General features: G+C 59.6%; 21 protein-coding genes. 15 read left to right on the top strand and 6 right to left on the bottom strand.

Annotated features, from left to right (window positions below):
- Positions 1-8: 8 nt before the first annotated feature.
- Complete coding sequence (locus BLT98_RS22795; protein ID WP_092611734.1) at positions 9-503, bottom strand: hypothetical protein; 495 nt, start codon at positions 501-503, stop codon at positions 9-11.
- A gap of 171 nt (positions 504-674) precedes the next feature.
- Here BLT98_RS22795 and BLT98_RS22790 point away from each other — a divergent pair, with 171 nt between their 5' ends.
- The 14 genes from BLT98_RS22790 (at position 675) to BLT98_RS22725 (ending at position 17,191) form a co-directional block, all read left to right on the top strand.
- On the top strand, positions 675-1,100 hold the full coding sequence (locus tag BLT98_RS22790) for a hypothetical protein (protein WP_092611732.1): 426 nt from the start codon (positions 675-677) through the stop codon (positions 1,098-1,100).
- 27 nt (positions 1,101-1,127) lie between these two features.
- Positions 1,128-1,553, top strand: a complete 426-nt coding sequence (locus tag BLT98_RS22785; protein ID WP_092611730.1) for a hypothetical protein — start codon at positions 1,128-1,130, stop codon at positions 1,551-1,553.
- 97 nt (positions 1,554-1,650) lie between these two features.
- The gene (locus BLT98_RS22780; protein WP_092611728.1) at positions 1,651-2,607 is read left to right on the top strand and encodes a bifunctional helix-turn-helix transcriptional regulator/GNAT family N-acetyltransferase; all 957 of its coding nucleotides are present in this window, start codon (positions 1,651-1,653) and stop codon (positions 2,605-2,607) included.
- Positions 2,608-2,714: 107 nt separating this feature from the next.
- Complete coding sequence (locus BLT98_RS22775; protein ID WP_211615077.1) at positions 2,715-3,362, top strand: TetR/AcrR family transcriptional regulator; 648 nt, start codon at positions 2,715-2,717, stop codon at positions 3,360-3,362.
- Positions 3,363-3,469: 107 nt separating this feature from the next.
- A complete protein-coding gene (locus BLT98_RS22770) occupies positions 3,470-4,276 on the top strand; it encodes an alpha/beta fold hydrolase (protein WP_092611724.1) in 807 nt (268 codons plus the stop codon).
- 148 nt (positions 4,277-4,424) lie between these two features.
- A complete protein-coding gene (locus tag BLT98_RS22765) occupies positions 4,425-6,644 on the top strand; it encodes a TonB-dependent receptor (protein WP_211615074.1) in 2,220 nt (739 codons plus the stop codon).
- A gap of 84 nt (positions 6,645-6,728) precedes the next feature.
- Positions 6,729-7,724: an extracellular catalytic domain type 1 short-chain-length polyhydroxyalkanoate depolymerase gene (locus BLT98_RS22760; RefSeq protein ID WP_070281050.1), complete on the top strand. Its 996-nt coding sequence runs from the start codon at positions 6,729-6,731 to the stop codon at positions 7,722-7,724.
- Positions 7,725-7,799: 75 nt separating this feature from the next.
- Positions 7,800-8,663, top strand: a complete 864-nt coding sequence (locus BLT98_RS22755) for a hypothetical protein (protein WP_139179355.1) — start codon at positions 7,800-7,802, stop codon at positions 8,661-8,663.
- Between the two features lie 242 nt (positions 8,664-8,905).
- Entirely contained in the window at positions 8,906-11,701 is a 2,796-nt protein-coding gene (locus tag BLT98_RS22750) for a type VI secretion system Vgr family protein (RefSeq protein WP_092611720.1), read from the top strand.
- A gap of 18 nt (positions 11,702-11,719) precedes the next feature.
- Complete coding sequence (locus BLT98_RS22745; protein WP_092611717.1) at positions 11,720-14,014, top strand: T6SS effector phospholipase Tle3 domain-containing protein; 2,295 nt, start codon at positions 11,720-11,722, stop codon at positions 14,012-14,014.
- Positions 14,015-14,068: 54 nt separating this feature from the next.
- Positions 14,069-15,685 carry a type VI lipase adapter Tla3 domain-containing protein gene (locus BLT98_RS22740; protein ID WP_092611714.1) on the top strand — a complete coding sequence of 539 codons (1,617 nt, stop codon included), beginning with the start codon at positions 14,069-14,071 and terminating at the stop codon, positions 15,683-15,685.
- A gap of 13 nt (positions 15,686-15,698) precedes the next feature.
- Positions 15,699-15,965, top strand: coding sequence for a PAAR domain-containing protein (locus BLT98_RS22735; RefSeq protein WP_092611712.1), 267 nt, complete (start codon positions 15,699-15,701; stop codon positions 15,963-15,965).
- A gap of 84 nt (positions 15,966-16,049) precedes the next feature.
- Complete coding sequence (locus BLT98_RS22730) at positions 16,050-16,712, top strand: hypothetical protein (RefSeq protein WP_070282410.1); 663 nt, start codon at positions 16,050-16,052, stop codon at positions 16,710-16,712.
- A 44-nt stretch (positions 16,713-16,756) separates the two neighbouring features.
- A complete protein-coding gene (locus BLT98_RS22725) occupies positions 16,757-17,191 on the top strand; it encodes a DUF695 domain-containing protein (protein WP_092611709.1) in 435 nt (144 codons plus the stop codon).
- On the opposite strand, the gene bla is transcribed toward BLT98_RS22725, so the two are convergent.
- Together bla and BLT98_RS22715 are read right to left on the bottom strand one after the other, a co-directional pair.
- A complete protein-coding gene (bla, locus tag BLT98_RS22720; protein WP_092611706.1) occupies positions 17,192-18,085 on the bottom strand; it encodes a class A beta-lactamase in 894 nt (297 codons plus the stop codon).
- Positions 18,078-20,753 carry a hybrid sensor histidine kinase/response regulator gene (locus tag BLT98_RS22715; RefSeq protein ID WP_092611703.1) on the bottom strand — a complete coding sequence of 892 codons (2,676 nt, stop codon included), beginning with the start codon at positions 20,751-20,753 and terminating at the stop codon, positions 18,078-18,080. The genes bla and BLT98_RS22715 overlap by 8 nt, the downstream gene beginning before the upstream one ends.
- 516 nt (positions 20,754-21,269) lie before the next feature.
- Here BLT98_RS22715 and BLT98_RS22710 point away from each other — a divergent pair.
- Positions 21,270-23,501 (top strand): TonB-dependent receptor, encoded by a 2,232-nt coding sequence (locus tag BLT98_RS22710; RefSeq protein ID WP_092611700.1) that lies wholly within the window; start codon positions 21,270-21,272, stop codon positions 23,499-23,501.
- Between the two features lie 75 nt (positions 23,502-23,576).
- On the opposite strand, the gene gluQRS is transcribed toward BLT98_RS22710, so the two are convergent.
- The 3 genes from gluQRS to BLT98_RS28930 form a co-directional block, all read right to left on the bottom strand.
- On the bottom strand, positions 23,577-24,491 hold the full coding sequence (gene gluQRS, locus BLT98_RS22705; RefSeq protein ID WP_092611698.1) for a tRNA glutamyl-Q(34) synthetase GluQRS: 915 nt from the start codon (positions 24,489-24,491) through the stop codon (positions 23,577-23,579).
- Between the two features lie 127 nt (positions 24,492-24,618).
- Positions 24,619-25,002, bottom strand: a complete 384-nt coding sequence (locus BLT98_RS29365) for a hypothetical protein (RefSeq protein WP_211615070.1) — start codon at positions 25,000-25,002, stop codon at positions 24,619-24,621.
- Positions 25,003-25,523: 521 nt separating this feature from the next.
- Entirely contained in the window at positions 25,524-25,937 is a 414-nt protein-coding gene (locus BLT98_RS28930) for a VOC family protein (protein WP_139179354.1), read from the bottom strand.
- Positions 25,938-26,318: the final 381 nt, after the last annotated feature.

Raw genomic sequence — 26,318 nt, 5'->3', positions numbered from 1 at the left:
CATATTCCTCAAGTAGTGATGTTGACAGGGAGTGGAAAGGCGCCCGGCCTTGACGGATGCCCCAGTACGCCAGGGCAATGGTCGAACCAGCCGTCGTCTTCTTCCTGTGCAATAAAGGCCGCGATCAGCGCCTGATGCGCCGGTGGCGCGGTGGCCAGCACGGTGTTGAAGCAGGTGATGGTCGAGGCGCTGGGCGTGCCGGCGCCGTTGGCGATACCGACGAGAAATTCTCCAGCCCAGTCGGGCAGGCTGGTGATCAGGCGCGGCAGTTCGTGTAGTAGTGCCGTGCAATACACTGTTTCACCGAAGCGCCAGGCGGTGCGGTTGGCCGTCTGATAGGCGCCGTAGTCGTGCTCGGCCTGCACGGATTGAAAAATGGCCAGTGCGTATTGCGCGCCTTCCGTGCCCGTCAGCGCATCGAGCATGGCGCAGTAGCGCTGGAAGCGCCGCTGCGCTTCATTGGACGGCGTGGAGGTATCGTCATCCTGGACGATGTTACCCACAATTAAAAGTTCGGCTTTCCAGGGTTCAAAGGCGGTTGGCATGGCTGTGGCTGGCGAGAGTGGCGGCTGCCATGATTATGCCTCGCTCATTGGTGTTTCAGCGTGTTAATTGAACATGTTACAGTCCGCCACTGCCGCCAGCCTGGCGCAGCTTGCCTGGATCAATGACCGATGCCCACCTGGACCTCCCCGCCACAACTCGTCGCCCTTGCCGCCTTTTATGCGCAGGCGCAAGCCCATCCGGAAACGCTCAGTGATGCTGTCTTCCTGGAAAATGTGAAAAACGCCCACTGGCCCACCAATTGCTGGAATTATGTGGAAGCGTCGTTCGCCATCATCGCGCCTGCCTGCCTGCTGCGCCCGCATCTGACCGCCGAGTTGATCGCCTTGCCCATCGACGCCATGATCGCGGGCGGCCTGGAAGATGCGGGGCAAGTCATCGCGATTGGCCAGGCCTGCGCCACGCGCGACGCGCCGTATGTGGCGGTGAGCGAGGCGGGCAAGCGCTGGCTGACGCAGGTGTGGCCGACCTTGGGCGAGATGGCCGGGGCGGTGTTCCGAGCCAGGCTGCAAGCGGCGCTGGCCGATGAAGATTGATGTAAATATAAACTGAAAGGTGTACTCATGATTGCAGGAAATTTCTTCCCTCCCGACTATAAAACTTTTCCTTTCGAGCAAGGAGACCTGTTGCTTTCCCAAGACGAGGGCGGCAAGTTTTCTGTTTCCAAGGTGTTGAAGATAGATACAGTCGAGGTCGGCCGCGGCGAGGCGATTTACATGGGCGGCAAGGACATCGTGGCAACGGAGGACGATTACCTGCTGATCATCGGCTGTGCATACGGCGAATACGAGTTCGACTCGGCCGAAGAGGCGCAGGCCGCTGCGCTGGAAGGCAGCTGGACGGTCAGGATAGGCCACGCTCCGAATCGCAGTCCGGGCGCGGCGGAGGGGCATTCATTGATAGGCCATGAAGCTGTTCATGAAAGCGAACTGGAGGGCTACCATCTGTGGAAGGACGCCTTTGAGGCGGGCAAGGCTGGCGTGTTCTGACATCGACGTGCCTGTTGTGCGGCGAATACTTCTTCTTGACCAAGGAAACTGGTTTACGTTAGGGTATACGTAACTACTTACATATATCCCGCCCAACATGTCTTCCACCCTGCAAACCTACGGCTCCCTGATGCTGGCCAGCCGCCTGCGTCGTCTTTCCGATCAACTGTATGCCGGCGTCGATACCAGCTATCTGGCGGCCGGCGTCGAGCTGACGTCGCGCTGTTTCCCTTTGTTATTGCTGCTGCGCGACAATGGCCCGACGGCGATCACGGCCCTGGCCGCGCAGATCGGGCAGACGCACCCTGTGGTGGTGCAGCTGGGGCGCAAGCTGCTCGATGCGGGCGTGGTGGCGGAGATGCCGGACGCCAAGGATGAACGGCGCCGCCTGCTGGCGCTGTCCGACGCCGGGCAAGCCTTGCTGCATAACATGGCGCCCCTGTGGGACGATGTGCGCGCGGCCGTCGATGTGGTGTTCGAGCAGGGCGCGCCGCAGCTGATGGCCAGCCTGGACCGGGCCGAGGCGCGCCTGCAATCGCAGGGATTCGGCGAGACGATCGCCGCCTGCCGGCGCCAGCGCGAGCAGGCTGCCGTGGAGATCATCCATTATGCGGCGCAGTACGGAGCAGATTTCAAGCGCCTGAATATCGAATGGCTGGAACGCTATTTCTATGTCGAGGCGCTGGACGACAAGGTGCTGTCCGATCCGCAACGCTCGATCCTCGACGACGGCGGACAGATTTTTCTCGCGCGTTTGGACGGCAAGATCGTCGGCACTTGCGCCCTCATCCACGCCGGCGATGGCAGCATCGAGCTGTCGAAGATGGCCGTCACGCCCGAATGCCAGGGCCTGGGCATCGCGCGCCGGCTGATCGAGCGGGCCTTCGACGCCTTCGAGGCCAGCGGCGCGCAATTGCTGTTCCTGGAGTCGAACAGCAAGCTGGCGCCCGCCATCCGCCTGTATGAAAGCAGCGGCTTTACCCACGTGGCGCGGCCCGCCGGCGACGCCCATTACCAGCGCGCCGACGTCTACATGGAGTGGCAGGGCAGGTAGCACACGCGAGGGCGCCACGCGGCGCTCCCCATCGGCCGTCTCCCGCGTTACAATACGCGCACCCATAACGGAACCCAGGTTCCACTATTTCGAGACGCCGACGCCGCATGCCTTCCTTCCCGATGCCCTTCCCGCAGTTGATCGTTCCACCCGAGCCCACCCAGGCGCGCAGCAAGCTGGCCTTCGAACGCTTGCTGCTGGTGGGTGAACAGTTGTTGGCGGAAAACCGTTTCGATGAAATCGGCGTGGCCGACCTGGCCAAGCTGGCGGAAACCTCGGTGGGCACGTTTTACCGTTTATTGGGCGACAAGGACACCCTGAGCCGCTTGCTGCTGCAGCGTTTTTTTTCCGATATGGTGGAAAAGGTCGAGACCCTGACGGAGCTGCGCCAGTGGGAAGGGCGCAGCCTGGAAGAGTTCATCCGCGCCATGGTGGCCATGTTCGTGGCCGTCAACATGGGCCGGCGCGGCGTGTTGCGCGCCTTGATCACCCGTTGCTCGCAGGATGCGCAATTCCGCGACAAGGTGCACCAGATCAACCATCTGATTTCGCAGCGCACGGTCGCCGTGCTGGCCAGCAAGTCGTCCAGCATCCGCCACCCGAATCCCACGCAGGCGATGATGGTGGTGCCGCCCGTGCTGCTGGGCATCTTGAACCAGCACGTGTTGTCGGGCTCGCTCTCCTTTTTATCGGCCGCCGCGCTGGAGGATGAGCTGGTGCGTGTTGCTTTAAATTACCTGACTTCAGATATTTAGCGATTTAACTTGAAATCGGAATTCGGATTCCGTATTATGTTTTCCAACAGCAGGAAAATATATTCCTGCACCTGAACACAAAGCATGTTCAACAGCAAGGAGACAGAATGCGGCGTCACACGACATCCGATGTTCCATTGCATTACCTCGACCTCGATCCCGGAACCGAGACAGGGCAGGGCGATCCCGTGTTGTTGTTGCACGGCCTCGGTTCCTGCGCCGAAGACTGGCGCCCGCAAATCGACGCCCTCGGCAGAAGCTACCGCCTGATCGTGCCAGACCTGCGTGGCCATGGCGCCAGTCCCGCGCCAAACGGCGACTGGCAGATCGGCGACTTCGCCAACGACCTCTTCAATCTGATGGACCAGCTAGACGTGCCGCGCGCGCACATCGTCGGCTTTTCCCTGGGCGGCATGGTGGGCCTGGAAATGGCCAACCGCGCCCCCGGCCGCGTGGCCAGCTTGTGCCTGATCAATTCCCAGCCATTCCAGGGCAGCAAGCCGGCGGCGCTGCTGTTTGCCTACTGGCTGCGCCGCACGGTGATCGCCACCTTCGGCCTGAAAGCCATGGGCAAGATCATCGGCAAGAAACTGTTTCCCGATCCTGCTCAGCAAGCCCTCGTCGAGCGCTTTGCCACGCAGATGGCGGGTATGGACAAGCGCGCCTACCTGGCCGCGCTGGACGCCATTTTCCACTGGGATATCGACATTCATTTCCAGGCCCTGGCCATGCCCGTCTTCATCATGGCGGCGGACCAGGATTACACGCCCGTCGCCAGCAAGCGGGCCTTTGCCGCACAGTTTCAGCAGTGCGAGATCGAGATTATCGCGAACTCGCGCCACGCCACGCCTCTGGACCAGGCGCAGCGTGTGAATACCTTGTTGCAGTCCTTCCTTACTCTACATTCAAAATAAACAGGCCACTCGCCGTACGGGCCGAGGGCCGGGAAACAGTCATCGCTGGGCAGGTGCTCGCATTGCGCGCGCGGGTACCGTTACGTCTTGCGATTCTGGAATCCGGCCGTCTTCCTTGGCGGTAAGCAAGCCTGACATTGGAGACGCTATGAAACTTGCTTTGAAATTGATGCCCGCCGCCCTTGCCGTTGCCGGTGCCTTCAGCTTTTCCACCCAGGCCCTGGCACAGGAGGCCGCCACGTCTGGCGCCACCAGCGCCCAAAGCGCCAGCGAGGCCAGCGATGCGAAAGAACGCATGGAAACCGTCACCGTTTCCGCCCGCCGCCGCGAAGAGCGGCTGCAGGACGTGCCGCTGGCCGTCACGGCGTTTTCCGCCAAGGCCCTGGAACGGGCGAATATCCAGAACCTGGCCGACTTGCAGGAGCGCGTGCCGAACCTGACCGTGTACGCGTCGCGCGGCACGAATACCACCCTGACGGCCTTCATTCGCGGCGTGGGCCAGGCCGACCCCGTCTGGGGCGTGGACCCGGGCGTGGGCATATATTTTGACGATGTCTACATGGCCCGTCCGCAAGGCGCCCTGCTCGATGTGTTCGACGTGCAGCGCATCGAAGTGCTGCGCGGCCCGCAAGGCACCCTGTACGGCAAGAACACCATCGGCGGCGCCATCAAGTACATCTCGCGCCCATTGGCGAAGGAAAACGGCGCCTCGGCGGAAGTGGGCATCGGCAATTACAACCAGCGCAACTTCAAGGCCGCCTTCAATGTGGCCAACGAGAACGGCACCTGGCGCGCGCGCCTGGCGGCTGCCAAGCTGGACCGCGACGGTTTCGGCCGCAACACCTTCAACGGCGAACAGGTCAGCGACCAGGACAGCACAGCCGCGCGCCTGTCCGTCGGCTATTTTCCACAGGACATCCCGCTCACCGTCGTGCTGAGCCTGGACGCCACGGACGACAAGTCGGGCGTGCGCGGTTTCCAGCGCATGGGCGTGAGCGCCTTCGATCCGCTCAAGCGGCCGGCCAGCACGGATGCCTATGACATCCAGAGCGGCATGCCGGGCAACAACTTCACGCACAACCGGGGCGGCTCGCTGGTGGCCAACTACACCTTGTCGAATGACTGGTCCGTCAAAGTGATCGGCGCCAAGCGGCGCAGCACGTCCGAGCAAACCATCGACTTCGACGGCTTGCCGCTGCCCATCGCCGACGTGTTCGGCGACTCGCGTGACGAACAGAAGAGCCTGGAATTGCAGGCCTCGTACAGCGGCGATTACGGCGCCGGCGTGATCGGCCTGTACCGCTTCGAAGGCACGGCCGGCGGCGGCATCTACAACAATTTCCTGGGGCGCCAGTTCACGGCCGCCGTCAGCACGGTGGAGACGGACAGCACGGCGTTATACACGGACTGGACCTGGCCGCTGGGCAAGGTGTGGAGCATCAATGCGGGCTTGCGCCACACGCGCGAGGAAAAGCGCGCCATCGTGCTCAACCGTGCTTTCGCCGACGTGGGCTTTACGCGGCCTATCCAGACGGCGGCCGATTTCGACAAGTCCTTGTCGGTCAACAATACCTCGCCGAAACTGTCCGTGCGCTACGAAGCGTCAAAGACGACGAATTTCTACAGCAACCTGTCGCGCGGTTTCAAGTCGGGCGGCTACAACGTGCGCGCCAACAACCTGGTGGTGCCAGACTCGGCGCGGCCGTACAAGGATGAAAAACTCGATGCGCTGGAAGTGGGCATGAAGTACGCGGCGCCGGACGACACGTTTGACGCCAACGTGGCCCTGTTCTACAACCGCTACAAGGATATCCAGTTGTCCGTGTTCACCAGCTATGTGCAGCCGGGCGGCGTGCCGGGCTTCTATGGCGACTTCACGAATGCGGGCAAGGCCACCGTCAAAGGCGCCGAGTTCGAATTCTCGTGGCGTCCCAACCGCCAGTGGGAAGTCAACGGCTTCCTCGCCTTGCTGAGCGCCGGCTATGACGAGTTCATGAGCGGCGGCAAGAACATCGCGGATACGCAAAAGTTCAGCAATACGCCAGCCCGGCAAGTGGGCTTGAACCTGACGCGCACGGACCGCGACGTGTTCGGCGGCGCGCTGCGCAGCATGGTCGGCTACGGCTACCGCAGCAAGGTCTACCCGACCACGGACTTGAGCGAAACCCTGGCGCAGGGCGGCTACAGCATCTGGACGGCTGGCGTCGTGTGGGAAGCGCCGAAGAACTGGACCTTCAGCTTGCATGGCAGCAACCTGGGCAATAAACGCTACCGCACGGATGGCTACAACATTCCCGCCGTGTTCATCCTCGACGGTTTCTATGGTCCGCCACGCCAGATCATCGCCAAGGCTGGCTACAAATTTTAAGAGGTTGTAGAAGTGCCGGCTTGACGGGCGTCAAGCCGGTTGGTTGTCGCTGTTTTCGTCGTGAATAATAATCAGGAGACTGGCATGGCACATCTGAATCAACAACTGCGTCATTTATTATCTGCACTGATCGCCGCCTGCGGCTTGCTGGCCGCGCTGCCCGCTGCCGCCGGGCAGTGGGATTTCGGCCTGTACGCGAGCCTGTGGGGTACACGTGAATATCAGGTCTGGCTACCGAGCAATTACAATCCGAACACGCCGCTGCCCGTCGTGTTGATGCTGCACGGCTGCGGTTCCGAGCCCAACAGCATGGCCGCCGTCAGCCGCTACAACCAGCTGGCCGACAGCGAAAACTTTATTGTTGTCTATCCGCGCCAGAACGCCACGGCCAACCCCATGCGCTGCTGGAATTTCATGTTGCCGCTGAACCAGGAGCGGGGTACGGGCGAGCCGGCCGTGCTGATGGGCATCTTGAACAAGGTCAAGAACAAGTATGCGGTGCAGGACAGCCGTGTGTATGTGACGGGCATCTCGGCCGGCGGCGCCATGGCCTCCATCATGGCCGCTTGTTATTCCGATGTGTTCGCCGCCGTGATGGTGCATTCTGGCGGCATGTACAAGGGCGCCATCGGCATGCTCACGGCTGCCGACTCGCTGTTCAACGGCAGCTCGTTCGACCCTAAAGTACGGGGCAAGGATGCCTGGCGCTGCTCCGGTTCGCCGCGCCGCCTGATGCCGACAATGGTGTTCCATGGCACCTCCGACATCGTCGTCAATCCCGTCAACGGCGAGCAAACCATCGAACAATTCCTGCAGACCAGCGATTATGGCGACGATGGCCTCGACAATGACAGCGTGCGCTACCGTGCCGACAGCATCGTGCGCCAGACGGTGCCGTACGGCCGCAGCTATTCCATCGACACGTATCTGCACAACGGCGCCGTCATCGCGCAAAAGTATACGGTGGAAGGCATGAACCACGCGTGGAGCGGCGGTCCTCCCGGCTGGCCGTTCAGCGATGAACTGGGTCCGGACGCCACCGTGATCAGCTGGAATTTCTTCAAGAATTACCAGCGGTGATGGGTTGAGAAACTTGCAGCTTGTACAATGGGGCGCAGCGATTGCGCCCCATTTTTTATGCCTGTGAAAGATCCCATGCCTGCTTGCCGCCTCCTGTTCTGTCTTGCCCTTGCGTTGCTGTCCGCTTGCGCCAGCGTCGGCCCGCCCGCCCCATCGGCCGCTTATGCGCAAGCGTTCGAGCGTGCCGCCCAGCAAGACAGCATGCGCAGCGAATGCGACTGGAACGTGCGCTATGCGCCCATCGCAGCAAAGGACGCCAGCGTGGCGCAATTGCAGGCCATCGCCACGGCGCGCCTGGCGGCCTTGCATCTGGTGCCCGCCTGGACCTTGTCGATGCCCGGCAGCGAGGCGCATGCCTTTACGGCGTCGGAAGAAGACCGCGCCGGGCTGCAATTGTTGCTCAGCATAGTCTTGCCGGCCATGGAACGCTACCCGGCCAGCGTCTTCGCGCAAACCGGCTTGCGCCACGTCGTGCTGGTCAAGGATTTGCGCGTGGACGGCCAGCGCCGCCTGGCCATGCCGGCGCCGGAAATCGACAGCGTCGTCTATGCCGACAACCTGCTGGCCGCCCTGTGTCCATCGGGCATGGAGCTGCGCGTGCACCATGAGTATTACCACTTCATCGAGTACCGCCTGTTCAATGATTTCTATTACCGCGACCCCGCCTGGCTGGCCTTGAACCCGCCCGGCACAGCCTACGGTCAGGGCGGCGCCACGGCCTACGGCAAGGGCTTCCAGAACCTGGGCCACCCGCAGCCAGGCCTCGTCAGCCTGTACGCGGCCTACGGCCCCGAGGAGGACAAGGCGGAAGTGTTCGGCTGGATGATGACGCCGGCGTATGCCATGCGCTTGCAGCAATGGACGGCGTTTGATCCCGCTTTGCTGGCCAAGCGGCAAAGTTTGAGGGAAGTATTGCAAACCTTGTCGGGTTCTTACTAAATATCAAGTATTTCCTTGCCATCCCATGGCATTGTCGGTTCTCCAGCTTGATTAAGAGCCTATCCCAGTAGGGAGCGTCTTCTGCTGGCAGCACATCAGGAGCGCGGACAAGGCGTGAGGAGGACGCGTGGCGAGCCACACAACGACGATCAGCGCAGTCCCCGCTTCTGAGGCGCGCCAGCGGGAGATGTATTCATCTACTGGGATAGGCTCTAAATGCAAGTGCGAATGAGGAGAGCGCCATGGACGGTGACGAGTCGATATCGGGAGCCCAGCGTCCCTTGCGCCTGCGCCTGGGGGTATCGCCCAAGGTGCCCGCCGATGTGCTGATACCGCAGCGTATCGCCGGCAGCGAGGCCATCTGTGATGGCATCGAGTACCGCGTGCTGTGCGTCTCGACGCATGCGGACTTGCCGCTGAATAGTTTGATCGCCTTGCCCGCTGCTATCGATATCGTTACCGACCAGGGGCAGCTGCGCAGTATTTGCGGCATCGTCGCGCAAGCGAGCGCCGGTGACAGCGATGGCGCGCTGGCCAGCTACCAGCTGGTGCTGACGGACGCCTTCGCCATCATGGAAAAGCGCTGCAATACGCGCGTCTTCCGGCGCCTGACGGATATCGAGATCGTCAAGACCCTGCTCGACGAATGGATACGCAGCAATACCGTGCTGGCGCACGTCTTCCAGTATGCGTTTGCTGATTTCTTCGAAGCGCAGGCATACCCGCAGCGCGAATTTGTCATGCAGCACAATGAGTCCGATGCGGCCTTTGTGCGGCGATTGCTCAAGCGCAGTGGGGTCGCCTGGTTTTTTCGTGCCGTGGACAATACGGATGCACATGCCGAGCCGGCGCATACCCTGGTGCTGTTCAACCATGCCGACGGCTTGCGGAAAAACATGGCGGACACCGTGCGCTATCACGCGGACCGCGCCACGGAGCAGCGCGATACCCTGACGTCGTGGAGCGAAGTGCGCAAGCTGCAGGCGGGCAAGGTGACGCGCTATAGCTGGAATGAGGAGCACCCGCGTGCGCGGCCGTTCATGACTGCCGATGCCTTGGGGCGGGGGCAGCAAGGCATGCATGGCAATGCCATTGCCGCCACCCTCGATGATTACCGCGTGCTGCCGCCGCGCGCGGGCAACGATCATGAGGCATTGTGCCAGCTGGGCATGCTGGCCATGCAGCAGCACGATTACGAGAGCCACTGCTTTCACGCCGAAGGCAGCGTGCGCGACCTGTGCCCAGGCGAGTACTTCAGCCTGGCCGAGCATCCCGATATCGACGCCTTGCCAGCGGCCGAGCGCGATTTTGTCGTCACATCGCTGCAGGTAGCGGCGCAAAATAATCTACCCAGGGAGCTTGCCGCCAGGGTGGCTCGTTTGTTTGCGCGCAACCGTTGGCTGGCCGATGACGGATCGCTGCCGCAGCGTGAACTGGCGGCGGCGGTGGACGATGGCCCCTTGCGCATGCATATTGAACTGGCTGCCGTGCGGCGCGGCGTGCCCATCGTTCCAGCCTACGATGCGCGCATCGACCTGCCGCCAGTTCCCATGCAAAGCGCCGTGGTGGTGGGGCCGGCAAATGAGGAGGTCCATTGCGACGCGATGGGCCGGGTCAAGGTGCGCTTTCCCGCTACGCGCACGCTGGATCACGAGCATGCAGGCGGCACGGGCGCCTCCGATACGGATGCCGATTCGGCCTGGGTGCGCGTCGCGTCGAGCTGGGCAGGTAACGGTCCCGGCAGCATGCTGCAATGCGGCTATCTGGGCTTGCCCCGCGTGGGCAGCGAAGTCTTGCTGGCCTTTCTCGGTGGCGATCCGGACCGGCCCATTATCGTGGGCCAGTTGTACAACCACAACGCGCAGCCGGCTGCCTTGAGCAAGGCAGGCGACTTGCCCGGCAACCGTTATTTGTCCGGCATGAAGAGCCGCGAAATCAAGGGCACGCGTGGCAATCAGCTGCGCTTTGATGATGTCCACGGACAAATCAACACCCAGCTTGCCAGCGATCATGGTTCCACCCAGCTCAACCTGGGCTGGCTGACGCAGGACCGGCGCAATGGCCAGGGCGATGCGCGGGGCGAGGGCGCTGAATTGCGTACCGACGAGCAGTTGGCGATGCGGGCGGGCAAGGGCATGCTGATTTCCGCCTGGAAGCGCCTGAACGGCGATGGCGGCCACATGGCGCGCAGCGAATATCTGGGCTTGATGGAAAACTGCCTGGAATTGTTTCGCTCGCTGGGCAGCTATGCGGCGACGCATCAGGCACTGGAACAGGAAGACCACGCGCAGCAGGAGTTGCAGCACAGCTTGAAAGGCTGGGAAGGCGGCAGCAATACGGCGCCCCGTGCCGAGCTGGGTGGGGCGGCGGCGATAGCCGTCACGGCGCCCGCCGGCATCAGCTTTGCCAGTTCGAAGGCTATCGTCAGCTACGCCGCCGGCAGCATCGATACCGTGGCGCGGCAGCACCTGCAGGCGGTGGCTGGCCAGCGCTACAGTGTGAATGCGGGCAAGGGTATCTCGCTGTTTTCCCACGCGGACGGCATCCGCGCCATCGCCCACCATGGCAAGTTCCTGCTGCAAAGCCAGCATGACGACATGGAAATCAATGCGGCGAAAAACCTGAAGCTGACGGCCAGCGAAGGCAAGGTGATTGGCATGGCCGATGAAATCGTGTTGATTTCCAAGCACGGCGCTTTCATCCGCATCGCCGACGGCATCACCTTTGGCAGCAAGTCGCCGCTGCAGTTCAATGCGCCCAACTTTGTCTTCAACGACCCGCAAAGCATGGCAGTGCAATTGCCAAGCTTTGCCGAAGGCAAGGCCGATCAGCAATTCATCTTTCAGTACGCGGGCGACGACAGTGCCGTCGATGGCGTGCCGCCAGCGCCGCAATTGGCGCCGCAGGCGCACTTCGCCGTGAAGCTGGGCGATGGTTCGGCGGCCGATGGGCGCAGCGATGGGAGCGGCAAGACGGACGTGCTGGAGCGCGCGGCAATGCACCTGGCCGCCATCGAAGTATTCAACAACAAGGATTGATGAGGCCAGGAGAGTGCGATGGGCAGCTATCCGAAAGTACCGTACGTCGTGGGTGACGACGTGGCGATCCTGCATTGCGAACGCAGCGTGTGCAAAAAGGTCAAGATACGCCGCAACCTGCCGGGAAATGTCATCGTCATCCATGGCGTCAACGATGTGGGCGTCAGCTACAAGGCGGTGGAACATGGCTTGTGCGAAGGCTTGACGCAAAGGCTGGGGCGCGGCTTTACGCCAGCTTCTTACCGCATGCCCGTGGCGGCGGACAAGGACAGGCTGGAAGACGATCCCGACGCCGTATTCTTCAAGCGCACGATAGACAAGGACACCGATAGCCCCGTGATTCCGTTTTACTGGGGCTACCGTGAAGTCGAAGGTAAGACGAGTACCGTCAACGGCCAGTTTGTCGACCGTTACGGTAACCGCCTCGACAAGGACCTGTCCAAGGAAGGAGGTCCTTTCGGCAACGCCACCAGTAATTTGCCCGATATGTGGCGTCCGGGAATCTATGCGCCAGCCGATCCCATGGGGGATGCCTTGCGGCCACTAAGGACGGCGCCTGGACACATGTACATGGTGCTGGCGGCCCAGCGGCTGGCCGCGCTCATTGCCATGATTCGCGATTACGATGCGGATGATACCGTCAGCATCGTTGCGCATAGCCAGGGTTGCCTGCTGTCGCTGCTGGCGCAAGCCATGTTGATGGAGAAGGGACTGGCGCCAGCCGATAATTTGATACTCACGCATCCGCCGTACAGCCTAGTGGACAGCCTGCCTCTGTTGATGCGAGGCGCTGCCTGGTTCGATGGCGGTGAGGATGCGGCGATGAAGCCCTATTACCATTTGCTCAGTGGTGCGCAGACGCTGGGTGCGCGTCTGAAGACCTTGGTGAATATAGTTGCCGGGGTGGCGAAAGGTAACGGTCAGCCCTGCATGCCGCCGTTTGCCGACTTGAAGAAGGACGAACATCGTGGCATGGTAGGTAGCCGCTGGCAGAGTGCAGAGGACCGCGACAATCGCCGCAAGGTCTATCTGTATTTTTGCCCTGAAGATATGACGGTGGCGCTGGATAATATCCAGGGCATAGGATGGGATGGCGTGCCCGATTATGCCTCGGGAAGTGAATTGATAGAAGAAGAGGAGACATCCAGTCTTGATGGGTACAGTATCTCCTCCGGACATACCAAGATGGTGGAGCACAAACAGGTACGCGGCGCGCTGGCGGAACTGGGCGGCAGGTTTTATCAGCGGGTATTCAGCAACAAGACCAGACTGGATCCGGCTACGGGAAAGACCACGGTGTCGTTGGTTGGGAAACCGCCACCTTTTGATTTTCCACTAAGGCTCGCGACAGAAAGCGAACAGTCCCATGTGGAGGTTTCCTTGCGTAGTCATCGTGCGCTACACAAGGCGGTGGCGTGGCCTGTCAATACCAGGTTGAGCAAGGTGGAACAGCGCAATGGCGTACGCACCATCACTGGCGAAGCGTTGAAACAACCGGTACCGGCCGACTTGCGTGGCACCTCGCAAATTGATCCCGCCAATATTCCCACAACGTCCATGATGCGAAACCGTAAACCTGAAGATCAGGGACCTGTGGAAGAAGTCGATCCCTGCGATGCGTCGGTAGTACCGACCAGCGGAAGCGGCATGCAGATACGCAGCGAATATCGTCCTGACCCGGGAGGTTATCAAAAGTTTCCCGAAAGGGAAGAATATCTTAGTCAACGAGAGTTGGCATTGATGACGGCAAGCTACAACAAGGAAAAAGGACTACACGTGAAAGACAAGCGTGATCAACGCGAAGTTGTTTCCGCGAAACGCTACCCAGACAGCAAGGTCGTGGCACAGATTCAGGAAAGCCCGAATGAGTCACGCTTGCGCTGGCAACGTGAAGTGAGTCCAAGATCTTTCCACAGTTCCATCATCGGCAGCGCGAAGAATCACAGCCAGGTGACGGCGTATGACGTGGCCATAGGAAGTGGCAAGGCGTCGTCAGATCCGCAGTTTTATGCATATCTGTGTGCGGTGGCGGATTGGCGAGTGAAGGACCTGAAGAGCCACGATAAAGGGCGTAAAGGAATACGGATAAAAGAAAAATTCGTATTGGAGTTCGCCCCATATTTATCCGTAGAACCGGCCTGGAGAAGTGCCGTGATCAATGGCAGCATTGACTATTACAACACTGGGATTTTGCCGGCAGGACTGCCCTTGCTATCAGGACCATTGTGGAAAATTGTAGCATCACAAACAAAAAATATAAAAATAGTGAGCGAAAAAAGCAAAATAAATGAAGTGTCGAAGTCTCGTCGGTAGCAACTCGCTTGGACCGATTATTTTTCCGAAACTGCGGGCAAAAAGGTGATAACCATGATGACGCTTCGTTGGTTGGGAATATCAATAGTTGTTGTAATTTTATTTTTTGGCTTGTTATGGTTAGGTGCTTTATCGAAAAGTCAGGCGCGTGAAATTGCATTACAGGTTCAGGAAAAACAGCCAAAGAAACCGATGGAGCCACGGCAGGAGTACGTGCTGGAAGTGATCGGATTGGGTGTGACGCTGGACAAATACCGGCAGGGTAAATTGTGGGGAGCCTTGCAAAAAGGAAGTCCTTACACGAGCATACGCGAACAAGATCCCAAGAAATATCCCTGGACGGGTGATGACAAGGATGGCGACAGTGGTAGCAGAGCCTACGATGCGCTGGAAAATGGCATCAATTTCACTCCGATGTATTGGAACCTGCCTTCGTTTTATGCAGGAACCCCTATTCTTGACCCGAATGCACAACCGAGTTTGATTGAGCCGATGGCGGGACTCGTGGCTGGCGCTGGCACGGGGGGAATGCCCTTGCACCTATTTTCCTTGGCTTCATGGAAGCTGGATGAACATCCTGACCAATTGCTTATTGACGTATTTGATTTTTTCGACAAGCATCCTGACGTACCCTACGTCGCCTTACACTCCGAGGACAGCGTTGGCACGCGGGATGGTAATCGTAAGCCAGGCACTGCAAGGAAATTGGTAAATGGATATTTCATTCCAGATATGCCTGATGCCACGGCGGTATTCATCCTGGCACGCCGCGAACGAATAGAACCGTTGCGCCCATTTGTATGGGATGACCCGGAGAATAAGTTCGTCCAGGATAAACTGCGTGGCATGTATTACGACGTCATGCAGTCGCTGCCTTCACGCGCGAAACAGCAGCGACCCGAAGCCTTTAGCGAACGTCAACCCACCGTCGCCGAATGGCTCGCCGCTGCCGCCGCCTTCGCCCAGCGGCCCGATATCCGCGGCGTGGGCTTGCATACTTTCGACAAACTCAACCCCTGGGAAAATCGTCCCCCGCGAGACTGGAAACCGACGCCGTGGTTTCCCATTCCGTGGAACCGGGAACAGATGGAAACCTTTGACCGTTTGCCCTCGTTCGGTTTCGTGCATCGGCCCGTGTTTGTCAAATTTGCGGATGAAGAGGGCAAGCCCGTCACGCGGCGTGACCAGCGCCAGAAGATATTCAATGCGGGCTGGCAGCAGGCGCTGCAGACCTTGCCGGAAGCGGAGCGCGGCAAGGGGGCGGCGCGCATCGTGGCAGGGACTGGAAACCAGCCCGAGCAGTTGCTGATGTTGGAAAGCATGTTGCACGACTACGCGTCACAGGGTGGACCGGAAATCGACAGCAGCAAGAGCGCGCAGTTCATCAATACCGATCATCGCCTGGGCAATACCGGTGCGGCGACCTGGTTCATGCAGATGGCCATTGGCGTGATGGGCAGCTATCGCGATGGCGGCGCCAGTGCGGCGATCAATCTACGCGACAATAATGAAGCGAGCATCATCTTCATCACGCCGCCATCGGACACCAAACGCCGGCAGCAGGATGCCAATGGCGATATCTTCCGCAGCCGCGTCACACCTGCCGTCGATCCGGCCAATTACGCGGCGCCATCGGTGGAAGCCATCCTGGAAAGCCAGGCGGGACAATAATTCGGGAGGCTGTATGCGCAAAGTCATCCGTTTGGGCGACGCCACGTCGCATGGCGGCAAGGTGCTCAGTTGTGCCGCCACGCATTTTACGGTCAACGGGATTCCTGTCGCCTGCGTCGGGGATTTGTGCAGCTGCCCCATCAAGGGACATCAGGGCTGCAAGATTTCCGGCGGCTCGTCCCGGCACAGCATCAACGGCATTGCCATCGCCTTCGAAGGCGATACCACCACCTGTGGCGCCAAGTTGCTCGCTGGCGGCGCCACCTTGCGCACCTCCTGACGCCGCGTCCGCCTGCCATTTCCCGGTAACTATATAATCTGCGCTTGGGCGATACCCGCCCTGGACTCAGATTGAAGGAATGCCATGCCAGGTTATTTCGTGCGCCCCTTGGCGCTGTGTGTAGTGTCGGCCATGTGCCTCTCTGCCAGTGCCGCTGAGGCGGTGGCGGTGGATGCGCAGCAGCGCGCGTCCTTGCTGGAATTTTATGCGCAGCAATATCCAGGCGAGCCGGCTGCACGCACCGTGTTCGAGAGCGTGCCCGTGGTCGGTGGCCGTGGCAGCGAAGTGGTGGGCAGCGTGGAAACGTCGCCGTATCGTGGACATGGCGCGCTGTGCCGTACGCAACGCACCAAGTTCGTGCTGCACGGCGAGGGCAAGCAGGCGCGCTGGCAAGAGGCGGGCATGGAGTATTACGCTTGGCTCGACCGTGGCACCTGCCGCGCGGTGGCTGAACCCGTGCGCATGCTGCAGCGCGTTCCCGATGTCGAGCTGGAAGGCGTGTTGCTGTATCAAAAGCCGCTGCTGGAGCGGGCGCGATTATTGATGGCGGGTAACACGGCCTGTGCCCCGTTGCGGGCGCTGAAGTTTACGCTGGCGGCCGTCGACGTGGGCGCCGCCGCACCGCGTGCCGAAGAGCGTTATGCGCTGGTATTCAAGAGCGACCGCGACAGCTACGCCCGCGTCTGGCTGCGCAAGAGCGGTGCTCAGTATGACGCGTGGAATGTGACTTGCCCGCCAGTACTGTAGACTGCTCGCCCTTTGCCCGATTTCACTTTTTGACTGTTGCAACCATGAACGAAAACTCCACTTCCGCCCGCAGTTGGGGCACCATCGTCACGCATAGCGACGAGATGGCCATCATCTACCGCTATGTCGACGCCTTCCATGACGACTGGGACCTGTCGTCGCAGCCGGACCGCATCATCATCGCCTGGCGCTACGAGGACGAGACGGGCATGCCCGCACCGAACGAGCGCGAGCACATGGAAGAGCTGGAAGCAGCGCTGGCACCCGTGGTGGAAGAGGGCGGCTTCGCCACCCTGGCCCTCGTATCGACGGGTGAAAACCTGCGCGAATGGATTTACTACACGCAGTCGGGCGAAGAATTCTTCAATCGCCTGAACACGGCGCTGGCGCCGCGTCCAAAGTTCCCGATTGAAATCCGCAGCGCGGCTGACCCCGCCTGGTCCACGTATGCGGGCTTCATGGCTGCGTTGCCGACGTAATCAGACCAACGCGGCCGTCACGATGCGCGTGGCGGCCGTGATGATGTCCTGATTCGTGTCCGCTTTTTTCTGTTCGCGCGTGTAGTACACGGCGATCACCAGCGGTGCGCCGCTGGCCGGGTAGGCCACGCCGATATCGTTGACGCTGCCATACGCGCCCGAGCCCGTCTTGTCGGCCACCTGCCAGCCGGCCGGCACGCCGGCGCGGATGCGCTTGTCGCCTGTCGTATTGCCGCGCATCCAGGCGTCCAGTTGCTGGCGCTGCGGCGCCGGCAAGCTATTTCCCAATAATAATTGCTGCAGGCTGTGCGCCATCGACGCGGGGCTGGCCGTGTCGCGCACTTCGCCGGGGATGGCGCTATTCAATTCCGTTTCCCAGCGTTCCAGCTGGAACACCGTATTGCCGATGCTGCGCGCAAACGCCGTCACGGCTTGCGGCCCGCCCAAGAGTGTCATCAAGAAATTGGCCGCGCTATTGTCGCTGTACTGCAAGGTGGCGGCGCACAGATCGGCCACGGTCATGCCGTCGGCCAGATGCTTCTCCGTGATGGGCGAATAGGTGACCAGGTCTTTTTTCTCGTAACGCACGTGCTGGTCCAGCAAGCCCGGCTGGCTGACGCTGCGGGCCAGCACGGCGGCCGCCAGCATCGCCTTGAAGGTGCTGGCCAGGGGAAAGCGTTCGTCGGCGCGATAGGCAACGCGCAGGTCGCTACCCTGGCGCCAGGCGGCAACGCCGAGGCGTCCGCCGGCGGCTTTTTCCAGCGCGGCCAGTTGTGTCTGTGCTGCGGCGATGCTGGTGGCGGGCGCGGCAAACAGCAGCGGTGCCGGGCACAGCAGGGCGGCGCCGCCGGCCAACAGGAGGTTGCGGCGGACGTGGTTCAGGGATTCAGTCATGGTTTGTAGGAGTGTTAGGAGTGGAAAGGGCGGCCAGCAGTTCGCCGATGGCGAGCAGGTTGGCCGGTTTGGTCAAATGGTGGTCGAAGCCGGCCGCGCTCGATTGACTGCGGTCGTTTTCGGCGCCCCAGCCCGTCAATGCCACGAGCACGACGTTGGCGCCGGCCGGTATCCGGCGCAGCGCGCGCGCCACTTCATAGCCGCTCATGCCGGGCAGGCCGATATCGAGGAATATAACGTCTGGCAAGAATTGCGGCACCAAGGCCAGGGCTTGCGCGCCATCGTGGGCCACTTGCGCGGCATGGCCCATCATGTCGAGCACGGCGGCGAGGGTATCGGCCGCATCGACATTGTCGTCGACCACCAGCACGCGGAAGTGCGGGCCGCTGGTGGTGTTGGCAGGCGCAGCCAGTACGGCAGGCGCCTTCGCTTCCTCCTCCAGCAGTGGCAGGCGCACGCTGAAGGTGCTGCCCAGGCCGGTGCCTGGACTGGCCGCCGTGGCGCTGCCGCCATGCAACTCGGCCAGGCGCCGTACCAGCGACAGGCCGATGCCCAGGCCGCCCTGAGCCCTGCCCATGTTCTGCCCCACCTGCGTAAACATGTCGAAGACGGTAGCCAGCGATTCGGCGGGAATGCCCACGCCGCTGTCTTTGACTTCAATCAATGCCTCGTTGCCATCGCGTAAGGCGCACAAGCTGATGTGGCCGCCGGCGGGCGTGTACTTGGCGGCATTGTTGAGCAAATTGCCCAGCACTTGCGCCAGGCGCGTGGGGTCGGCCTCAAGCGGCAGCGCCGCTTCAGCAAGTTGCACCTGCAACTGGTGGCGGCCCGCTTCGATCAGCGGCATGCTCGTTTCCACGGCACCCGCGATGATGCTTTTCAAGTCCGCGCGTTCCAGCTTGAGTTCGATCTGGCCCCGCGTGATGCGGGCCACATCCAGCAAATCATTGACCAGATGCACCATTTGATTGACTTGCCGCTCCATCACGTCGCGCACGCGCGCCACGGTGGCGGGCTTGTCGGCGGCCAGGCGCATGATTTGCAAGCCGTTGCGGATAGGCGCCAGCGGGTTGCGCAGTTCGTGCGCCAGGGTGGCGAGGAATTCCGTCTTGCGCCGGTCCATTTCGGACAGGTTGTCGGCCAGCTGGAGCAATTGCTGCTCAGAACGCTTGCGCTCGCTGATGTCGCTGAACAATACCGTCAACAGGCGGCTGCCGGGGCCGCCCAGGCGCGCGGCGAAGACTTCGAACCAGCGCTCCATGGCCACGGCTTCGTTTTCGTAGCGCACGGGTTCGCCAGTCTTGACGACCTGGTCGTACAGGTCGAACCAGTGCTGGTCGTGGTCGGGCACGAAGCTGCGGATGGTCTTGCCGATGGCATTGTCCAGTCCCGATTGCTTGACGAAGGCGGGGTTGCCTTCCAGATAGCGGAAATCGATGGGGCGGCCTTGCTCGTCGTACAGCATTTCGATGACGCAAAAGGCCTGGTCCATCAGCTCGATCAGGGTGCGGTAGCGTTCCTCGCTGCGGCGCAGCGCATCTTCCACCTGTTTCTGGCGCGTAATGTCGAGCAGGACGCCTGGCAATTGCAGGGGCGTGCCATCGGGCGCGTATTCGGCACGGCCCCGCGCGATGACCGAGCGGTATTGGCCGTCGCCGTCGCCGACGCGGTAACTGGCCTCGAACGGCGTGTGCGCGTGCAATGCCTGGGTAATCTGCGCGCTGACTTGCTCGCGGTCGTCGGGATGGATGATGTCCAGGTAGCGCGCCAGCGGCGCCGCCGTGGCCGCATCGGCATTGACGGGGAACAAGCGTGCCATATTGCTGTCGGCCGTGACCCGGTCGGCAACGATATCCCAGTTCCAGGTGGCCACTTCGCCGGCCGCCAGGGTCAGGCGCAGGGTCTCCTCGTTCTGTTTGCTGGTCGTCAGGTCGAGCGAGATGCCGGACAGGGCGATCACGTTGCCGGCGCCATCGCTGGCGCAGGTGCCGCGCATGTGCGCCCAGTGCAGTGAACCATCGGGCCAGCGCACGCGGATGTCGATTTCGAAATCGCTGGCGCTGGCGATGGCGGCGTGCACTACCGTCTGCCAATGCAGCAGGTCGCCGTCGAGCATGGCGCCCGTCAGTTGCGCGTAATCGATGCGGCTGTCCGGCGGCAAGCCCAGATTGGCCTTGAAGGCGTCGGAGCCGGCCATGCTGCCGCTGCCCAGGTCGATCTCCCACGTGCCCATGCGGCCGCCCTGCATGGCCAGGCGCAGCCGCTGTTCCGTCTGCCGTTGCTGCGTCACGTCGCAATGCGAGCCCAGCCATTCAACGATGCTGCCGTCGGGCGCCAGCACAGGCAGCATGCGCACGAGCATGTTGCGGTAGCTACCGCTGACGTGGCGCAGCCGGTATTCCGCCTCGAACACGCTGGTCAGGTGCGATGGCATGACGTACGGCAAGTTGCGGTCGTCCGGATGCAGGGCATTGACCCAGCCGCGGCCCAGCAGTTCGGCTTCGGTCTGGCCTGTGAAGGCGCGCCAGGATGGCTGGTCGGCGTCGAACTGGCCGAAGGTTTTCGTGCTCCAGACGATGTCGCAATGGGCGCTCAGCAGTAAATGCGCCGCCTGGGCGGCGACGGTGGAGGACGGGGCGGCGTTGCTGGGCTGGCTGGGTTCTGGCATGGAGGTGATGGACGATGGTGCAGGGGCCCCGCCGCACCGGAATGGGGCGGCCTGGCAACTCAATTCTGGCGATATTACAACTATTTATACACTCTGGGCTGTCTTGCAGGACGCCGTTTCCACTTTCTCAGGGTTGGCGAAAAAATCGCGCCAGGCGGCAAGTGATCGGGGGAAATAGCAAGGAAATAGCAAGACAAGGGCGCTATTGTGGCTGAATAACCACTAGTCGGCGCATTATGTTGATGAATGAATATTTTACATAACAATATTCTTGCAGCGTATAAGGCGCTTGAATTAAATTGGCGCCTTACTCAAAAGTTGGTGTTCATCAGACATCCCAGAGATGCGGCCAGACCGCTGTCGGCTTGGACGACAGCCAGGGCAGAGCCAGTGACGCCATGGGCGGAGAAACATCCGCTCGCGCTGCTGCACCGTGATGGTGCAGACGATCATCCAGCGCCGTACATAACCCGGAGACAGGTTTCGCAATTCTTTTTTAAACTTCTGGGAAACAACATGATCAAGATGTCCAAGATGCACAAGCGTTTGTGCGCCAAAAGCGCTGCTATGCTGGCACTGTCCGCTGCCTTGCCTATCGGCTCGGCTTATGCTGATGAAGTCGCTGCTGATACGACCCCTGCCGCCAGCCAGCTGGAAACCGTGACCGTGACCGCGCAGCGCCGCAAGGAAAATATCCGCGACGTGCCCGTCTCCGTGTCGCTGCTGCGCGACGAGAAGCTCGACGTGCTGGTGTCCAGCGGACAAGACATTCGCGTGCTGGCCGGCAAAGTGCCGAGCCTGAACGTGGAATCGTCGAATGGCCGCACCTTCCCCCGCTTCTACATCCGCGGCTACGGCAATACCGACTTCAACATTTTTGCATCGCAACCTGTTTCCCTGATTTACGACGATGTCGTGCAAGAAAATCCGATCCTCAAGGGCTATCCGATTTTCGACGTGGCTGGCGTGGAAGTGTTGCGCGGCCCGCAAGGCACCTTGTTCGGCCGCAATACGCCTGCCGGCGTGGTCAAGTTCGAATCCGTCAAGCCGAACCTGGACAAGGTTGAAGGCTATTACAACGTTTCCGCCGCCACGCACAACACGACCAACTTCGACGGCGCCGTCAACGTGCCGCTGAGCAAGGAATGGGCGCTGCGCTTCTCGACCCTGCGCCAGCACCGCGACGATTACGTGGACAACACCTTTACGGGCCAGAAAAACGCGCTGGACGGTTACAACGAACACGCCGAGCGCGTGCAACTGCTGTACGCACCGAACACCACCTTCAATGCCCTGTTCAATGTGCACCAGCGCAACACCACGGGCAGCGCGCGCGTCTTCTACGCCAACATGATCAAGCAGGGCACGAACGACATCGTCGACGGTTTCGACCCGAACAAGTCGTTCACGAATGCGCCGAACTTCCAGCGCCTGCGCACCAACGGCGCCAGCGCCCGCCTGAGCTGGGACCTGGACGGTATTAAACTGTACTCGATCACGGGCTTTGAACAGGTCGGCAATTACGTGTCGCATGGCGATATCGACGGCGGCACGCCGACGGGCCCAGGCTTCATTCCTTTCCAGGTTGAAACGGCTGGCGGCATCACCAGCGTGAAACAATACTCGCAAGAATTCCGCGCCGAATCGAAGTATGCCGGTCCCCTCAACTGGCAGGCAGGCGTGTACTACTTCAACGAAGATGCCAACGGTTTCACCGACAACTTCGATACCAACACGCATGTGCTGACCACGCACCTGGCCAGCCGCCAGAAGAACTCGGCCTGGGCAACGTTTGGTTCCGTCAACTACGCCATCAGCGATGACTTCATGCTGCGCGCCGGCTTGCGCTACACCAAGGACAAGAAGGATTTCAACACGGTGGAAGCGACCAACATCGTGCAGGTCAACCCGACCAGCGCCGATGTCAGCAAAGCCAAGGTCAACTGGGACTTGAGCGGTACCTACAAGTACAACAAGGACGTGAACTTCTACGGCCGTGTCGCTACCGGTTTCCGCGCGCCAAGTATCGCCCCGGCCAGCACCAGCGTGCCTGTCACCGTGGCCGATGCTGAAACGATCACCTCGTTCGAAGCGGGCATCAAGGCTGACCTGTTCGAGCGCCGCGCCCGCGTTGCCTTCAGCCTGTACAACTACCAGGTGAAGAACCAGCAATTGACGGTCGTTGGCGGCACTTCGAACGTGACGCGCCTGATCAATGCAGCCAAGACGAATGGCCGTGGCGCCGAGCTGGAACTGGAAGGTTTTGTCACGCCTAGCCTGAAGATGTCCCTGGGCGGCAGCTACAACTTCACGGAAATCAAGGACCCGAGCCTGTCGATCGCTACCTGCGCCCAAACGCGTTGCACCGTGACCGATTCGCTGACCACCGGCAACCGTGCCATCATCGACGGCAATCCATTGCCGCAAGCGCCGAAGTGGACGATCACCGCCACGGGCCGTTATTCGATCCCGATGGAAAACGGCGAATTCTTCGTCTTCACGGACTGGGCTTACCGCAGCAAGATCAACTTCTTCCTGTATGAAGCAACCGAGTTCACCGGCAAGCCGATGGTCGAAGGCGGCTTGCGCGTAGGCTACACCTGGGATGCCGGCAAGTATGAAGTGGCCGCTTTTGGCCGCAACATCACCGACACCCAGCGTATCACGGGCGCCATCGACTTCAACAACCGCACGGGCTTCATCAATGAGCCACGTCAGTTTGGGGTGCAATTTAAAGGCAACTTCTAATTGCCAGACTTCAGGCGCCGGCCATGTGCTGGCGCCTGCATTGCAACCCGCCCGGTTCGCCGCGGCGGGTTTTTTTTATGGGTGCTCGGGAAGCTGCGCCAGCCGCTGTGCCCAGGCGGGAATGGCTTGCTGCCAGAAATCTTCCACCTTGTCGGCGCGCACGTCGAGTCCCAGGAAGCGGGCCGCAGGCTGCAGCGCCGACGCCAGAAGGTCGGCAGCATTGCTTGCCGTATCGAAGGCGAGGGCGCCCGTCTGCTTGGACAGTTTTTCGCCGCTGTCGTTCGTGACGACGGGCACGTGCAGGAAGCCGGGATGCGGCAAGCCCAGCACGTCCTGCAGATACAGTTGGCGCGGCGTGGAATCGAGCAAGTCCGCGCCGCGCACCACCTGCGTGATGCCCTGCGCGCCATCGTCGACCACCACGGCCAGCTGGTACGCCCAGTAGCCATCGCCGCGCAGCACGATGAAGTCGCCCACTTCACTGGCCAGATCCTGCCGCTGCGGACCCGCCCAGCGGTCGGCAAACGCGTACACCGCATCGGCCCCCTGCGGTACCCGCAGCCGCAAGGCCCGCGCCGCCTTGCCCGGCGCCAAGCCGTGCCGGCAAGTGCCCGGATACACGGCGGCCCCACCCTTGGGTCCGCCCGCCTGCAGCACCGAATCCTGGATCTCCTTGCGCGAACAGCCGCACGCATACACGAGGCCATCATCCTGCAACTGCTTCAGCGCCGCCTCGTACAGCGGCAAGCGCTTGCTCTGCCACGTCGCCTCGCCATCCCAGTACATGCCGCAGCGCTGCAGGCTGGCCAGGATGCCGAGATCGGCGCCCTCGACATTGCGGTCATAGTCCAGGTCCTCGATGCGCAACAGCCACGTGCCCCGATGTACCTTGGCGTCGAGGTAACTGGCCATGGCGGCAACGAGCGAGCCCATGTGCAGAGGGCCGGAGGGGGAGGGGGCGAAGCGGCCGATGTAGGGGGAGGTGGGCATGCGGTGGGTGCGGATGGTGGTGACAGCTACTGATGGTTGATTGCTTCGGGTGGAGAGCTTTAACGACAGCGGCAAGTATCGTGCAGGGCGTCCGTCAAGTCAAATCTTGGCCTATTCTTGTTGTTATCTAATTTATAATCAAATGCGTAACGTTATCTTCGGCATATGAAATTTCTTCGTTACAGTAATGCGGATCGTTGAGCGCTCTGAAATGGAAATCCTTGTCGAATTCCTTCTTTCTGAACTTGCTATTTAACAGCGCTACAACGCTCCCCTTCTCTGGCCAGTCGGAAGAATGCAATGCTATCAAGGAATTTCCAAAAGAAATTTCATCAAAGATACATGTTTTTAATTTTAGAGGTAGTTTCTTCAATAAAATCAGCCATCGTATATCACTTGATTTTGGAAAAAAAGTTGCACCATTTTTTATGAACTCCATTATTCGTTGCTGCACCTCTATCGATTTTTCTATATTGACGTGCGATTTGTAATCCTCATTTATTTTCGACATGGTGGATTATTTTTAGGCTGTTTTGTACTGCAAGATTATGCAGGAATATGATGATTTAATGTCATGGCGTGCAATAACGCTCCCCCACGAAAATTGAAATACTATTTCTGATAGTCCCTTCATCTGACCGGGAATGCCAGACTTTAGTTGAATCTTTTTGACTAAGGATGATTCACTCACGCCGTTGCCTACAGAATTATTTTCAAAATAATGAATTAATATGCAATCTATCTTGAGGAGCTTTTCTTTTGCAATAATTAACTCGACAATGTGGTCGCCTATCCAGCCATTAATGTCAAAAACATTTACTCCTGGTCCTGTTGTCTTGGGTTGGATATGAGATATATTTACAATTTTGTTTATGAAATGTTTTGCTGGAGTTTTTTTTCGATAATGTAACCTCTCCATTGATGATCAGTGATCCATCAATGAAATCAAAAATATAGCCTGGTATTTTAATTTTTTTCACTTTATTATGCATGATTTTTAATAATGCATCTTGAAATGAATGATCTCAGTGGTCAGCACGGTTCGTAGAGGCAAATATTGTTTCCCATCGGATATTCCACGCTTAGAAAACTCGCGTAGGGAGCCTCTACATAATTGACGAAAAAAGCAGTTTTCCCCAGTCGCTCCTTGAGTATGTCAATATTTTTCGTTGGTAAAGTAAATAAATTAATCGTACCACCTTTGCTACCTACGTGATGTGCTTGCTCAATGCTTGAAGGATGGATGAATTCTATTGAGAAATTTTTGTTGGATTCGTGCGCCATCGTCAGTCGACGACTGGTACCTGAATCACATTGAATAGTGCTATCCATCGTAATATAAAATCCGAGATTCTCAATGTAAAAATTTTTTGCCTCGTCAAAATTCAGGCAATATATTCCTATATTTATGCTATCTAAAATGGGATTTTCTTTTCTGGATTCCATGAATGACATTGTAGTAGAGGGCGAATGCGGGAAACATTATTGCAAATCACCTGAACCAAGATTTTATTCTGGATGAAAAATTTTCACAGGCTTCATGCTCCTCTCTAAAAGTTCGAAGCCCTGTCCTACGTCTCAATCTTCTTGTGTATTTTCCTTCAGGTTCAGACTGAAAACCATCCGTCCAATTTTCAGGATCAAAATCCCAATATTTATGGGGGCATCATTTTTCTCAAAAAACAACTAACTATTATTTTCAAATTTTTTAGTTTGAAACTTGTTTTGTAGGCGATAACTTCCTCCTCATGCTTTATCCATGTTTTCCAGTATTGATCCATCGAGTGCAAATTTTTTCTTTTCATTCCTCTGAATAAAATAATCGAT

The sequence above is a fragment of the Janthinobacterium sp. YR213 genome (assembly GCF_900099875.1).
GTDB classification, from domain to species: Bacteria; Pseudomonadota; Gammaproteobacteria; order Burkholderiales; family Burkholderiaceae_D; genus Janthinobacterium; species Janthinobacterium lividum.
The sequence above is the reverse complement of the archived record's forward strand: the minus strand, read 5'-3'. Positions and strand labels throughout refer to the sequence as shown.

Bases quoted from the DNA above. Each gene is read 5' to 3' on its own strand.
- BLT98_RS22775 (WP_211615077.1), top strand. From the start codon at position 2,715: ATGCCTTCCTTCCCGATGCCCTTCCCGCAGTTGATCGTTCCACCCGAG.
- BLT98_RS22790 (WP_092611732.1), top strand. From the start codon at position 675: ATGCCCACCTGGACCTCCCCGCCACAACTCGTCGCCCTTGCCGCCTTT.
- BLT98_RS22780 (WP_092611728.1), top strand. From the start codon at position 1,651: ATGTCTTCCACCCTGCAAACCTACGGCTCCCTGATGCTGGCCAGCCGC.
- BLT98_RS22740 (WP_092611714.1), top strand. From the start codon at position 14,069: ATGATGACGCTTCGTTGGTTGGGAATATCAATAGTTGTTGTAATTTTA.
- BLT98_RS22765 (WP_211615074.1), top strand. From the start codon at position 4,425: ATGAAACTTGCTTTGAAATTGATGCCCGCCGCCCTTGCCGTTGCCGGT.
- BLT98_RS22760 (WP_070281050.1), top strand. From the start codon at position 6,729: ATGGCACATCTGAATCAACAACTGCGTCATTTATTATCTGCACTGATC.
- BLT98_RS22745 (WP_092611717.1), top strand. From the start codon at position 11,720: ATGGGCAGCTATCCGAAAGTACCGTACGTCGTGGGTGACGACGTGGCG.
- BLT98_RS22730 (WP_070282410.1), top strand. From the start codon at position 16,050: ATGCCAGGTTATTTCGTGCGCCCCTTGGCGCTGTGTGTAGTGTCGGCC.
- BLT98_RS22710 (WP_092611700.1), top strand. From the start codon at position 21,270: ATGATCAAGATGTCCAAGATGCACAAGCGTTTGTGCGCCAAAAGCGCT.
- BLT98_RS28930 (WP_139179354.1), bottom strand. From the start codon at position 25,937: ATGGAATCCAGAAAAGAAAATCCCATTTTAGATAGCATAAATATAGGA.
- BLT98_RS22785 (WP_092611730.1), top strand. From the start codon at position 1,128: ATGATTGCAGGAAATTTCTTCCCTCCCGACTATAAAACTTTTCCTTTC.
- BLT98_RS22770 (WP_092611724.1), top strand. From the start codon at position 3,470: ATGCGGCGTCACACGACATCCGATGTTCCATTGCATTACCTCGACCTC.
- BLT98_RS29365 (WP_211615070.1), bottom strand. From the start codon at position 25,002: ATGTCGAAAATAAATGAGGATTACAAATCGCACGTCAATATAGAAAAA.
- bla (WP_092611706.1), bottom strand. From the start codon at position 18,085: ATGACTGAATCCCTGAACCACGTCCGCCGCAACCTCCTGTTGGCCGGC.
- BLT98_RS22755 (WP_139179355.1), top strand. From the start codon at position 7,800: ATGCCTGCTTGCCGCCTCCTGTTCTGTCTTGCCCTTGCGTTGCTGTCC.
- BLT98_RS22750 (WP_092611720.1), top strand. From the start codon at position 8,906: ATGGACGGTGACGAGTCGATATCGGGAGCCCAGCGTCCCTTGCGCCTG.
- BLT98_RS22715 (WP_092611703.1), bottom strand. From the start codon at position 20,753: ATGCCAGAACCCAGCCAGCCCAGCAACGCCGCCCCGTCCTCCACCGTC.
- gluQRS (WP_092611698.1), bottom strand. From the start codon at position 24,491: ATGCCCACCTCCCCCTACATCGGCCGCTTCGCCCCCTCCCCCTCCGGC.
- BLT98_RS22725 (WP_092611709.1), top strand. From the start codon at position 16,757: ATGAACGAAAACTCCACTTCCGCCCGCAGTTGGGGCACCATCGTCACG.
- BLT98_RS22735 (WP_092611712.1), top strand. From the start codon at position 15,699: ATGCGCAAAGTCATCCGTTTGGGCGACGCCACGTCGCATGGCGGCAAG.